The organism is Geminocystis sp. NIES-3708, assembly GCF_001548095.1.
In the GTDB taxonomy this organism is placed as follows: Bacteria; Cyanobacteriota; Cyanobacteriia; order Cyanobacteriales; family Cyanobacteriaceae; genus Geminocystis.
The window spans coordinates 3,815,731-3,829,255 of the sequence record NZ_AP014815.1 but is presented as its reverse complement, the minus strand read 5'-3'; the positions used below and the strand labels follow the sequence as shown (position 1 = coordinate 3,829,255).

Here is a 13,525-nt window from a genome sequence, read left to right as displayed (position 1 = left end):
ATGGGCAATGGTAAATGACTAATAACTAATAGCATCGGTAACTTTAGCAACATCATACATTTCTTTCACATCATGAACTCTCAAAATATTAGCACCTTGAGTAATAGCATAACTACAAGTGGCAGCAGTTCCCCAAATTCTTTCTAGGGGATTTTCCTTGTTTAAAATTGTACCAATAAAACTTTTCCGAGATGTACCGATTAACACAGGAAAATCTAATTTTTTGATTTGTTTAATGTTTCTTAATATCTCTAAATTTTGTTGATGATTTTTAGCAAAACCAAGACCGGGATCTAAAATGATATATTCTTTCTTAATACCTAATGCTATGGCTTGATTAATTCTTTCTTCAAAAAATTGATTAATTTCGGCAATTAAATCTTGATAATCTGTTAAATTTTGCATAGTTTTAGGATTACCCCGAATGTGCATTAAAATTATGGGTACATTTAATTTAGCTACGGTTGGCAACATTTCTTCATCGAAAGTCGCCCCTGAAATATCATTTACAATATCAGCACCGATGGCTATGGCTTTTTCTGCTACTATAGCTCTGGTAGTATCTATGGAGATAGGAATATTCGATAGTTGGCGTAACCGACTGATAACAGGAATAACTCTTTCTAATTCTTCTTCTAAGGTTACTTGTGAAGCATTAGGGCGAGTAGATTGCCCACCAATATCAACTATATCAGCACCTTCAGAAATCATCTTCTGAGCGTGTTTTAATGCCGTTTCAATATGGTTAAATTTGCCACCATCGCTAAAACTATCAGGTGTGACATTTAAAATACCCATTAAAAAAGTACGACTTTGCCAATTAAATTGATGATTACCAATAGTTAAATCTTTCATAATAAAAATTAGTTTTCTAATCCCTAGCCTAACCTCAATCTAGGAAATACATTTTATTTTCAAAACCATTGCCCATTACTTATTACTTATTACTCAATTTAGGCGATCGCCAATATTTTTGTATTAGATTTAAGAATAGCTTGGGCGGCTTGTTTTCCCGAAATAGTAGCCCCTTCCATGCTGTCAATGTAATCTTGTTGAGTGTAGCTACCAGCAAGGAAAAAATTAGAAATAGGTGTTTTTTGTGATGGGCGATAAACATCCATACCTGGTGCTTCTCGATACAAAGATTGAGCTAATTTTACGACACTATACCATGTCATGTTTAAGTCACAAGCAGAAGGAAATAAATTATGAACTTGTTTTAAGACGTGTTGGGCGATATTTTCGTTACTTTCTTTGATGAAAGGATCACCGGGTGTTAAAACTAATTGTAACAGAGAACCTTCCCCTTCTCGGTAATAATCCGAAGGGCTAGATAAGGCTAAATCTGAAAAACAAGAAAAGTCAGCATCACTGGTATAGAGTAAGTTATCAATGCCTTCAGCTTTTTCTAATTGTTTACGTTTTTTTTCACTATGTAATTCTGTTACCCAACCATCAAAACGTAGTTGAACTGTAGCAACTGGAACAGCTGTAAGTTTATAGATATTATCAAACTCTGACCATTTACGCCAATTTTCAGGAATAATTTTTTGAATACCCGGAATATCACAAGCACAAACATAAGCATCAGCAGTAATTAATTCTTCTGTTTCACCATTGGCAACAATTAAAGCAGTGACAAGGGTTTCCTCTTCTTCCTGATATTTAATTTCTCTAACACGGCGACGAGTATGGATTTTTACGCCTTTTGATTCTAAATAGTTAATGATGGGTTTATGGAGATATTCATGAGGTGAGCCTTCTAACATTCGTAATACGGATGCTTCAGTTTTTGCAGCAAAAAATTGAAAAATTGTTAACATACAACGAGCGGAAATATTTTCAGTATCAATAAAACCTAATGCGTAGGCGATGGGATTCCACATTTTATCAAGACTGCCTTGATTTCCTCCATGTTTACGAAACCAGTCAGCAAAACTGATACCATCTAAATCACGAATATTGCGCATTGCTCCTTCAAAGTCCACCAAACCCCTTACAATGGGACTTGTACCCAAGGCTAAAGAATTCGCTATTTTATCGACTGCGGAAAGTTGGGAAGTTGTAAAAAAAGCCTTTAAGCCGTTGAAAGGTGCGCCTGTAATGAAGCGAAAATCTAATTCCCCGACTCTACCACCTTCGTTGATAAATGTGTGTGTATGTTGTTTTAAGAGTAAGCTATCAATCGCACCGACTTTTTTCATTAAAGCGAATAGATTGTAATAGCAACCAAAAAAGACGTGTAATCCCATTTCGATATGATTACCATCACCATCAACCCAACTGCCTACTTTACCACCAACAAAGGGACGAGATTCAAAAATTTCCACTTCACAACCAGCGTCAACTAAATCGATAGCTGTCGCCAATCCGGCTAATCCTGCACCTACAATCGCAACTCGCATTCTTTTCTAATCTTTCTTAACTTTTCTTTACATTCTCTATTATAAAGTCAATTTCACCCCTCACTGCAATTCTGGGGAAATTAGTTAATTAAAAATCCTTTGTTATCTTTTTTTTGCTTGATTTTTTTACCAAATTAACTTCATTTCTAAGACGAAATCTTCTAATATATTTTCTCCTGATAGACTGTTAGGATAGGAGAAAATTTCTACTGGTTGATTAAAGCGATAAATTTTTACTTGTCTGGTTTCCCTGTTAATTAACCAACCTAATTTTATACCCTTTTCGAGGTATTCTAACATCTTATTTTGAGTGTCAATTAATTTATCAGTAGGGGATAATAACTCAATGACAAAATCAGGACATAATGGGAGAAATTTTTGTTTTTCTTTACTGGTTAAACTTTCCCATTTTTTTAGTGGTATTTAAGAAGCATTTGGCGATCGCACTCCTCCTTAATGTAGTTTAAAACCTCCTGAAGAATCAAACGCGATACCTTTTTTTTGCGACGATTTTAAAGTTGTAGCTGATAAAAATGTCAATATTTCTGTTACTGGTTTCACCTCCAGTGGGCGACATAATAATTAAATCTTCCTTACTATTTCTCTCAAATCGATAATCATGATTACTGACACATAATGAAAAAAATTGCTCATCGTTTAAATTCACTGAAGATAAATTTATTATTAAATTACTCATGTTTATTTATCCTCCATTGTGAAGTTTTTTACTATCAAATCAAACTAGATTGGGTAAAATAGAACGAATCCTTAGTAATAAAAATATCTTTTTGTTTTAAATTAATTAAGATTTAAAGACGTACTAAAATATTATTACCATGAGTGTCAGTGCCACAAGTAGTGTATAAATTATATTTATTTGCCATTTGTTTAACAATAGTAGTGTGCTTGTCACTAGGTTGCCAAGGGTTAGGATTTCCATAGGCATAATAAGTTTCTACTCCGTCAATACCTAATTCGTAAGCCTCAGTAATTAATTCCTCTGCACTACGTCTATAACGAAATGGATGTGCTAAAACCACTAACCCTTGTGCTTGATGAAGAGTTTTGATTACGATTTTCGCATCTGTATTTTTTCCTGTGGGTGCTTCTCCTGTTAAGTATTTTTGTATAACATCAGCTTCAGGATCAAATCCATAGCCTAAAATATGTACATTCGTACCGTTTAACTGAGAGGTGATTTCAATACCTGTCCATAAATAGGGTAAAACAGTTTTACTGTTAAGGTTATATTTCTCCTTTAGATAATTTTTAGCACGATAAAAACCTTGAACGCTATGATGATCGGTAATAGCAAAACCTTGTAAGCCAATAGAAACTGCTTGATCTACTAATTCTTCAGGGGTTAATTGTCCATCGGAGCAACGAGTGTGTAGGTGAAAGTTATAATCATGAGGGCAACTGTAACGATGAATATTTTTCCAGATTGATTCTAATTTAGCTTTATCTTGACTTTCTTTATTATTGGATAATGTAGAGGCTTTTTTTGTTTTTAACAGCATATTGTTGCTAAATGATTGCGAATTATTAAGTTTAATGTAACAAAAATTTGTAGGAATTGACGAACAAATATTAAAAAATCATTAAGAGATTTGTTATCACGGTAATATCTATTATTTATATCAGTAAAAATACTTACTATTTTATTCATTTTAATTTATCTAGGATTGCTATAGTATTTCTAATATAAGTTATGATATTTTAACAAACTATAATATTGAAGATAAAATATAAAACATACAAATAAGGGGAAAAAAAGTTAGTAATCAAAAATTTAGTATTTTAAACTAATAGAGAAGAAGAAATAATTTAAAATCAGTACTTTTAATTTTAACTATGGTAAATAATCTGAGATCACTTCGTAAATTTTGGTTAAAAATAGTACTTATTATTGTTATTCTTCTAGGAATATTTTTTAGGCTTAATAATATCGATAAAAAAATTTATTGGCACGATGAAGTTTATACATCTTTAAGGGTAGCAGGTTATAAAGATGATCAGGTATTAACAACTTTCTTTAACGGTGAAATCATTACTGCTCAAGATTTATTAGAGTTTCAAAAATTAAGTCCAAAAACTATCTTATCTGATACGATAGATTCCCTGATTCAAAATCCAGAACATCCACCATTATACTATTTATTTCTTCGTTTTTGGCAAGATTTATTTGGTAGCTCAATTTTTATTAATCGTAGCTTATCAGTCTTGTTTAGTTTATTAGTTTTTCTAGGTATTTATTATTTATCAGAACAATTATTTAACGATAATTTAGTTAATTTAATAAGTGTCACTTTAGTTTCAATTTCACCTATTCAGATATTATATGCCCATGAAGCAAGAGAATATAGTTTATGGATGCTAACAATTATTTTATCTAGTATCTATTTTTTCAAAGTAATTAAATTTAATAAAAATATCGATTGGATTAGTTATAGTTTAAGTTTAAGTGCGACTTTTTATACCTCTATATTGTCTATATTTATAGTCTTAATTAATATTATACATATTTTTTTACTTAGACAATTATTAGATAGAAAAACTAAAATAAAATTTATTATTTTTACTATTATAAGTTGTATTTTATTTATTCCTTGGCTTTTAATCATTTTGATGAATTTGCATATTCTTGAAGAGAAAACAAATTGGACAAATGTAGAACAATCTTTAGTGTTTCTAGCTAATTTATGGTGTTTACACTTTACTAGCTTATTTGTTGATATTGGCTTACCATTATATCATTGGGCTAGTTATATTTTTATAACTTTAATCTTTAGTTTAATTTTTTATAGTTTATTTTTTGTTATTAAAAATACCGATAAAAATATTTGGTTATATCTACTATTATTAATATTTATTCCTACACTAGGCTTAATTTTACCAGATTTAATTTTCGGTGGCATTAAATCTAGTATGACTCGATATTTTTTTCCTGCTTATGTTGGTGTATATTTAGTTATTGCTTATACTTTAACAAAAAAAATTGCACAAAAATCTAACATATGGTCAATAATCTTAGGATTAATTTTTACTATGAGTATTGTCTCTAATATTATTAGTGGAAATAGTGAAACTTGGTGGAATAAAGCACCTAGTTATTATAATGCGGCTATTGCAACAATTATTAATCAAGCTGAAAATCCGTTAGTTATTACCCAAAATCTAGATATTAACAAAGGAAATATTATCTCTATTAGTCATAATTTAAAACCTAATACAAAATTACAATTGTTAAATATTAATACACCTATTATTACTCATCAAGAATTTGACAATATTTTTATTTTTAATCCTTCTTTAGAATTTATAAATCAAGTAGAAAATGCTTATCAAAGTTCATTAGTGCTTATACATCCTTTTCTTTATGAAGTTGATTTTAGTAAAGTTAAGAATACTAATAAAAAAGGCTTTAATTAATAAGTAAATCGCTTTCAATTCATGGGGTGACTCTTTTAAAATCCATTGATTAGGCTGACAGAATAGTATTTTAATTATTTGGCGATATTGCAATAAAGAAAGAGGTTGAAATGTAACTTTTATTTTTTTATTTTTTAAGTCATAACTATTAATATCGAAAGGAATAATTAATTTTTCTTGAGTAAATATTAATTCTCCACTTTCGTTAATAATATTTGATGAGTCGATATTTATTTCTGCACCAATTTCACACATTTTGGTAACGATTCCTTGATATATTTGATTTGATATTTTTAACTTTATAGATTTATTAATTGTTAGCCATTGATAACTGTCTAATTTTGGTATTTCTATTAATATTATTAGAGATAATAGAATAGTTACAACATTTAGAAAATTCCAAAATAACATAACATCTGAGTTAATAAAATTTGATGTCTCAATTATGTCATTATTATTTAAACTTTGTGATAAGCTGAAAAAATTAATGATATTAATAACTAACAGAAAGATTAAAGGAGAAGCTAAATTCCAATTAAAGTAATAATGATCATTTTTAATCCCTTTAGGAGTAACTTTAAAAATAGATTTAAAAGGATTTATTAAAGTTTGTAATATTTCTAGGGATAAAGGTACAGCAGTAATGATATTATATAAGTCAGAAATGAATGCCGAACGACTGCGAAAATTTAACCAAGAAAATGTTAAAACCTGTACAAAATAAAAAGGTAAGAAAAAGTAGATAACGTCTTCAAAACTAGCTTGAATAGGATTCAACTTTAAAATATTATAGGTTAATGGTAATAATAATAAAACTAATCTCAGAGGGCTTAAAAACCATTGTAAAATTCCGTCTAAGTGAGCTATTTTTTGCCACCATTTTATATTTTTGATAAATAAGGGATTTTCTTTAATAAATAATGTTTGAATTGTGCCTCTTGCCCATCTTTTTCTTTGTCGAATATGCCCAAATGTATTTTCTGCAGATAATCCTGCACTTAAACTTTCTGCTAAGTAAATTATTTGATAATTTTTTGAAGCTAATTTAATACCCGTATGATAATCTTCACTGAGGGATTGAGTTACAAAACCGTCTATTTCTTCTAAATATTTTCTTTTTACGACAAAAGAACTTCCTGCACATATTGCACTATTAACACTATCTTTTACTTGCTGATAATAACGATAAAAAATTTCGACTTCTGTCGTTATGTCATTTTCTAAACCCAAATTTCTGGCAATGGGATCAGGGGAATAAAAACTCTGATAGGTTTGTAATAAGCCTATTTTTAGATCTTGAAAAAAACCAACAGTGCGTATTAAAAAATTGGTAGTCGGCACAAAATCAGCATCAAAAACTACGATTAATTCACCATTAGTTTGAGTTAAAGCATTGTTTAAATTTCCAGCCTTAGCATAGATACGATTTTCACGAGTAATATAACCGCATTTTAATTCTTGGCATAATTGTCTAATTTCTTGTCTATTACCATCATCCAAAAGATAAATTTTCTTGTGGTTATATTCTATTAATTGACAACCAACAATGGTTCGTTTTACTACTTCTAAAGGTTCGTTATAACTGGGAATTAAAATATCTACCGTTGGCTGATAAATTCCTGATTTTACAGCTTCTGACATTCTATCAGCTTGGAGTTTTCTATTCTTGATTTTGAGAGTTAAAATAGTTTGAAAAATTGGGCTAATTATAAAAGCTATTTCTATTAAAAATAAACCAATACTAAATATACTATTAATGGGATCATTTAAATTAAGTGTAGAATGAGATCGCCACCAAAAATAACGTATCATAAAAAATAAAGAAGTCAAAACTATTATGATTCTTGACCATTGTTTTTGTTGAGGAGATAATATAATTGTTACTTGGATAATAAAAATGGCGATAATAAGAGGTAAAAATAAAATAAAATTAGAACTATTTAGCCATGAAAATAATTGAGTAAAACAGTCAATAAAATTATTACTATAAACTCCCGTAAGTAAAATAGCGATAAAACTACTGACTAAACCTACGGAGATTATTCGATTGGCATAAATTTTATATTGAAGATTCATAATAATATTTCAAAGTTTTATAGAGAGATTTTTTAAATACTGGTAAAGATATAAAAAAGCCAAGTTTTATTATAAGTTATTTTTTAAAACCGAGATGATTTTAATTCTATCGAATATAAATGAAAAAATATAAAGATTTATCTGAGAAAAATTTAATCTTGATCAATTTATATTAGTTGTAAAAATATGATAAAAAAGTATTGATAATTAACAGTTAAAAAAATTGAACATCAAAAATTATAAATAAATAGTTAACTATGAGAAATTTATAAATTATTAATTAAGAGTAATTTTTAAAATCGATAAATCATCATCAAAGTTGCTAGATTTATTAATTATATGTACATGATCAATTACTTTTTGTAAATCTTGATTCTGCTCTTTTTGGACGTTTAACAGTAAATCTGTAAAATTATTTAATCCCCAAATTTCACCATTGCCGACAGGAATTTCATAAATACCATCACTGAAAATATACAAAATGCTATTGGGTTGAACTTCATATAAATTCTGATCAAAATCAATATCTTCAAGCATTCCAATAGGCATATTAGGAGTGGATAATTTATGATATTGCCAATCATTGCCTTGAGGAGAAATTAAAATTGCAGGGGGATGTCCAGCAGAAGCATATATTAATTCACGAGTATTTTTATTGTAAACTCCATACCAAATAGTAAAGTAATTAACTCGATCATTATCCATTTGAAAAAGTCGGTTTAATTCTGTTAAAATTGTCCAGGGTTGATAAGGATCTGTGTTGTACAAAGAATTATTACGGACTAAATTTAAAATAGAAACTGATAATAAAGCCGAATGAATACCATGCCCCGCTACATCAAGTAAATAAATAACTACATTTTCTTCATCTAACCAATAATAATCAAAAATATCACCACCTAATTTCGCAGAAGGAATAAATTTTTGTTCTACCAAAAACTCCTGTTCATTGGGAGAGGGTAATAATGATAAGATATATCCTGAAGCAATATTTAACTCTGATTGCAATAACAAATTTCTTTGTTTTAATTCTTCTTCAGCTTGTTTTCGTTTAATAAATTGTCCTATCTGATTACCCATGGTAACGATATTTTCTAACAAAGTACTATCATGATGATGACTTTGTCTGGAAAAAAAACAAATAACTCCTAAATGTTCATCACCTTTATTAATCGGAAAAGTAAAAATAGGTTGTAAATCATTATTTATTTTGAGATTTTCACAAAGAATTGTGTTATTGTTATGCCAATTTTCATAACTACTAAATTCCCAATTATTCCAAAACATTGTCTTCAATTTTTCTTGATGTTGCTGACAAATATTTTGAATATTGCTATCTTCAATACACCATGAATCTTGAAAATGAATTGACTGAGTATTTTCCTGAAAACTCCAGTATTCTCCTATTTCCCACCCCAAATTTTCACCGATAACTTTAATTACGCCTTGAATGCCCTCATCAATATTTTCGGATTCAGCTAAAATTTTGATAACATCCCTTTCAATTTTTTGATATTGTTCAATTCTTTTACGTTCAGTAATATCATTTAAACTACCAGAAATACCTATTATTTGTTCTTCTTTTTTCACTAAAGAAGCAAAGATTTCCATCCATCCTACGTAACCATTTTTTTTGAGATAACGTAATTGCAAATAATAAGTTAGACTTTGATTTTTTACTAGTGATTGAAAACCTTTTTCATAAAGCGGTAAATCATCAGGATAAATATATTCAGAAAAATTATGACCTAAACTTTCTTCAGGAAACAACCCTGTTAATTCTTTCCATGCTGGATTAAGAAATGTTAATTTTCCCGTTATGTTTGTGTAAAAAATTACTTCTTTAAGGTTTTCTACTAAAGAGCGGTATTTTTCTTCACTTTCTCTTAAGGCTTTTTCTGATTTTTTTGCATCTAATAGGTAACGAATACGACGACGTAAAACCGCAGGATTAATGGGTTTTGTCAAAAAATCTGTAGCACCAACTTCATAAGCTTTATTCACAGAGATTTTATCATCTAATCCTGTAATCATTAACACAGGAGTATCTTCACTGTTGGGTAGCCTTTTCAATTCTTTACAGCACTCAAAGCCATCCATTATTGGCATTAAACCATCTAATAATACCATATCAGGATGTAATTCTTGATAAGCAGTTAAACATTCTTGACCATTTTCGACTCCAACAATCTCATACTCGTCTTTTTTTAACATTAAAGTGAGATGTCTTCTACTAAGAGATTCATCATCAGCTATAAGAATTAAGGTTTTTCTTTCCTGAGAGTTTGACATTTATTTGAAGATCTGGTTTTGTGCTTAAGAATATATTAGTAAGTTTAAACCAAAAAGCAAAAAGACAAATAAATTATCAACAATTGACAATGAATAATTACGGCTAACTATTCATTATCAACTATCTAAAATAAATAGGACTTTATCTTTAAATTTAATTGCAGTTATTGAGAGACAGATGCCAAAGTTTCAGGGGAGGAGTTGTCTTCTTCCGTATTGCCTTGGTTAGCTAACCATAAAAATACTATTAAAGGTAGAATTCCTAGTAAAATCCCTAGTAAGATAGGTACATAAAATCCTGCACCAATACTCATAATCATCGCAAAACCAAAATTGCCAATATATACTCCAGCAGGAATAGTTAAAGGAATGTTGTCAAAATTAAGAGGTTTTAAACGCCAAAAAATAGTTGCAACCGTCATAAACACTACACCTGTACCGAACCAACCAGCAAAATTTTGATAGGGCATTCCAAAAAATTCTCCGGGTTGATCCCATAACCAAAATGGTACAGTAGTTTGGCTCATAGCTGGATCTAAAACAAAATCCCATGAGGTTAATAATAATGCACCAAAAATAATTGCACCTAAATCTTTTAACCAAGAATTGATTGCTAATTTATTTAAACCAACTCTTGCAACCAGATAACTACTAAAACCAAGATAAAACCAAGATAGGGGAATCGTAAAAGGTACTAAACCTGATATTTTATAACCTAAACCAGAAAGATAATGATAAGCACCAAAGGGAAACCCAGTACTTGTACCTAATAATTCACTCGTGAGGGAAATTCCTAAAGCAGGAATCATGAAGGCTAACCAATGAAATGTACTTAATTGACGATAAGCATAAATAGCGATGGCTGCCCAGCCTAAAATCATATATACAACACCTCCTCCCATCATTGACCAACGAAAAGCAGTTTGTCCGATAGGAGGTAAACTAGCGATAAATTGGGGATGAGGTAATACTAATAACAAACCCGCCAAGCCAAAAATCATGGCGATGACATGACTAATTAAAAAATAACCTTCTTTTTCTCTTAATATCTCTTTAAACAAGGGTTTTGCCTCCTCAAGTGTGGAACTGTTCTATGATCAAAATTACCAAAATCGGTAAAATCAAATTTATTCTTAATATTTTACAAATATTTATTAAGTTTTATGAACAAGTTTACCTTATTAAATGATTAATATACTTGAAGAAAGCACAAACTACTTATAATCAATTTCAATGATCAAAATCTGAATCAATTAATTAAAGAGTCGCAAAGGCAAAAGTTACGTTAAATTCACGACACCAAATACCTACAGATTTAAACTCGTTAACATTAACATAATCTGGAATTAAATAACGTTGTCCTCCTTGAAAACTTTTTAACATTGCAACATTAAAGTATTCATTTTGTTTTGGATTCACTCCAATTTGACTATTTCGGTGTAAAATTACTTGCACATCAGGACCTTTTGCTGTGCTAAAATTAGAACTTAATTCTAAATAACGTTTACCGTTTTCTGTGATAATTTTTACTTCTCCTGTGGTTTGTTTTTCTTGTTTTACTGTCACAAATTTACCCATTTTTACGGGATTTTGAGCTACTTTTATCGGAATAGAATTATCTGCTTGAACTGGTTTTGAAGGCAAAACCAAATTACTGCTAAGTAAAGAAATACTAGCAATGGTAATTAAGGAAAACGCACTATATTTAGCAGTTTTGACTTGAGAGAATTTCATTTTTATAACTCCAAAAATAATCTATTTATTGATTATTATTATTACTATCTATTCTGAAAAATATCTTGATAATTTCTGAGTAGATAATCAGTTGTTAATCATCTAAATGAGAAGAACATAGAATGTCCCTGAAGAATCTCTCAGTTAAGCTAATATGGAAATGAAGATGAACATCAATATCAATTATTAATTATTAACTATGAATACCTCAACTTCCACTAAATCCTCTTTAAAAATTCGTTCTATACAATATCGTGATCTAAATTCTGTTTCTACTTTATTACAACAACGATTATCTGTTGAATTTAATAATCATCAGGCAATTTTATTGGAAAAGATACAAAAATATCAAAGTTTTTATGGATTATTACAGTTATCAAAATTATTACCAATTCCTTTAAGTAGTGATTTTTATATTTATGTGGCAGAAAAAGATGAACAAATTCAGGGTTTAATACAAATTGCTCCTTTTAATCATACTCGTAGTACATGGAAGGTAGAACAAGTTTTAATTAATTACAATACATCCATTAGCCATTTACTCATCGGTAATCGTAGCATTGGCTCACAACTTTTAAGATACTGTTTTGAAAAAATATGGGAAGCTAGAACATGGATATTAGAAGTTAATATTAACGAAAAAAATACCCTTGGTTTATATCGAGAAAATGGATTTCAACCTCTAGCACAAATGACTCACTGGCATTGTAAACCAGAAATACTCGATAAATTAGCACAACAAGAACCTAATTTACCTAATTTATTACCCGCCAGTAATGCCGATGCAAAACTACTTTATCAATTAGACTGTGTTTCTATGCCACCTATGTTACGACAAATTTTTGATCGTCATATTGAAGATTTTAAAGTAGGATTTGGTAGTTTTATTTGTCAAAAAATTCAAGCATGGTTAAATCATACAGAAGAAATTAGTGCTTATGTATTTGAACCTCAGAGAAAAGCCGCCATTGGTTACTTTAAACTATGTTTATCTAAAGACGGTAGTAAACCCCATGAAGCAAAATTAACTGTACATCCTGCTTATACATGGCTTTATCCAAAACTGATTAGTCAAATGGCAACAGTAATTCAAACTCTACCATCCCAATCTTTATTAGTCTCTTCCTCAGATTATCAACCCGAAAGAGAAGAATATCTCGAAAAATTAGGGGCAGAAAGAATCAATCAAAATTTATTAATGTCACGTTCAGTATGGCATAAACTTAGAGAAGCAAAACCTTTAGAATCATTAGGTTTACCAGAAGTGTTAAACGGATTAAAACCATTACATACTCCTATCCCTACTCCTTGGATTAAATCATGGTTAGAAAATACTTATAATTCATCCTCTTCCAATAATCAAAATGACATTCATCATCCAGAGTAATCAAAAAAGTTTCTACCTTTAATGATTGATTAAGAGAAAGAAGGGAAAAAACTTCTAATTTTCAATTCTTTAATACCGTCATGGTCATTATCACCTGAGTTCGATATAAATTTGTGGGCTGAGATGAGAAGAGCAGACTGGAAAATTAGAAGAAAATTGACTTAAACATTATTTAAATTGATTTTATACAATTATTTAT

General features: G+C 29.6%; 9 protein-coding genes and 1 pseudogene. 2 read left to right on the top strand and 8 right to left on the bottom strand.

Annotation, left to right across the window (positions count from 1 at the left end):
* Positions 1–18 precede the first annotated feature (18 nt).
* From folP to GM3708_RS16760, 4 genes and pseudogenes are all read right to left on the bottom strand, one after another.
* Complete coding sequence (gene folP, locus GM3708_RS16775) at positions 19–855, bottom strand: dihydropteroate synthase (RefSeq protein WP_066349211.1); 837 nt, start codon at positions 853–855, stop codon at positions 19–21.
* A gap of 98 nt (positions 856–953) precedes the next feature.
* Positions 954–2,405, bottom strand: coding sequence for a 9,9'-di-cis-zeta-carotene desaturase (gene zds, locus GM3708_RS16770; protein WP_066349210.1), 1,452 nt, complete (start codon positions 2,403–2,405; stop codon positions 954–956).
* Between the two features lie 126 nt (positions 2,406–2,531).
* Positions 2,532–3,102: pseudogene (locus tag GM3708_RS16765) on the bottom strand (Uma2 family endonuclease).
* Positions 3,103–3,214: 112 nt separating this feature from the next.
* Positions 3,215–3,925: a PHP domain-containing protein gene (locus GM3708_RS16760; RefSeq protein ID WP_066349209.1), complete on the bottom strand. Its 711-nt coding sequence runs from the start codon at positions 3,923–3,925 to the stop codon at positions 3,215–3,217.
* A 334-nt stretch (positions 3,926–4,259) separates the two neighbouring features.
* On the opposite strand from GM3708_RS16760, the gene GM3708_RS16755 reads away from it, so the two are divergent.
* Positions 4,260–5,837, top strand: a complete 1,578-nt coding sequence (locus tag GM3708_RS16755) for a glycosyltransferase family 39 protein (protein ID WP_066349207.1) — start codon at positions 4,260–4,262, stop codon at positions 5,835–5,837.
* On the opposite strand, the gene GM3708_RS16750 is transcribed toward GM3708_RS16755, so the two are convergent.
* The 4 genes from GM3708_RS16750 to GM3708_RS16735 all read right to left on the bottom strand — a co-directional run bounded on the left by GM3708_RS16750 (position 5,760) and on the right by GM3708_RS16735 (position 11,939).
* Positions 5,760–7,913, bottom strand: coding sequence for a glycosyltransferase (locus tag GM3708_RS16750; RefSeq protein ID WP_066349206.1), 2,154 nt, complete (start codon positions 7,911–7,913; stop codon positions 5,760–5,762). The genes GM3708_RS16755 and GM3708_RS16750 overlap by 78 nt on opposite strands.
* A 276-nt stretch (positions 7,914–8,189) precedes the next feature.
* Complete coding sequence (locus tag GM3708_RS16745) at positions 8,190–10,205, bottom strand: SpoIIE family protein phosphatase (RefSeq protein ID WP_066349203.1); 2,016 nt, start codon at positions 10,203–10,205, stop codon at positions 8,190–8,192.
* A 164-nt stretch (positions 10,206–10,369) separates the two neighbouring features.
* Positions 10,370–11,266 (bottom strand): gamma-carotene 1'-hydroxylase CruF, encoded by an 897-nt coding sequence (gene cruF / locus GM3708_RS16740; RefSeq protein ID WP_396229635.1) that lies wholly within the window; start codon positions 11,264–11,266, stop codon positions 10,370–10,372.
* 196 nt (positions 11,267–11,462) lie between these two features.
* Positions 11,463–11,939: a DM13 domain-containing protein gene (locus GM3708_RS16735; protein WP_066349198.1), complete on the bottom strand. Its 477-nt coding sequence runs from the start codon at positions 11,937–11,939 to the stop codon at positions 11,463–11,465.
* Between the two features lie 199 nt (positions 11,940–12,138).
* Between GM3708_RS16735 and GM3708_RS16730 the strand changes: the two genes are divergently transcribed.
* Entirely contained in the window at positions 12,139–13,326 is a 1,188-nt protein-coding gene (locus GM3708_RS16730; protein WP_066349197.1) for a GNAT family N-acetyltransferase, read from the top strand.
* The last annotated feature ends 199 nt before the right edge of the window (positions 13,327–13,525 follow it).

Excerpts from the sequence above, each read along its gene's own strand:
- zds (WP_066349210.1), bottom strand. The coding sequence starts at position 2,405 with ATGCGAGTTGCGATTGTAGGTGCAGGATTAGCCGGATTGGCGACAGCT.
- GM3708_RS16745 (WP_066349203.1), bottom strand. The coding sequence starts at position 10,205 with ATGTCAAACTCTCAGGAAAGAAAAACCTTAATTCTTATAGCTGATGAT.
- GM3708_RS16755 (WP_066349207.1), top strand. The coding sequence starts at position 4,260 with ATGGTAAATAATCTGAGATCACTTCGTAAATTTTGGTTAAAAATAGTA.
- GM3708_RS16750 (WP_066349206.1), bottom strand. The coding sequence starts at position 7,913 with ATGAATCTTCAATATAAAATTTATGCCAATCGAATAATCTCCGTAGGT.
- GM3708_RS16760 (WP_066349209.1), bottom strand. The coding sequence starts at position 3,925 with ATGCTGTTAAAAACAAAAAAAGCCTCTACATTATCCAATAATAAAGAA.
- folP (WP_066349211.1), bottom strand. The coding sequence starts at position 855 with ATGAAAGATTTAACTATTGGTAATCATCAATTTAATTGGCAAAGTCGT.
- GM3708_RS16730 (WP_066349197.1), top strand. The coding sequence starts at position 12,139 with ATGAATACCTCAACTTCCACTAAATCCTCTTTAAAAATTCGTTCTATA.
- GM3708_RS16735 (WP_066349198.1), bottom strand. The coding sequence starts at position 11,939 with ATGAAATTCTCTCAAGTCAAAACTGCTAAATATAGTGCGTTTTCCTTA.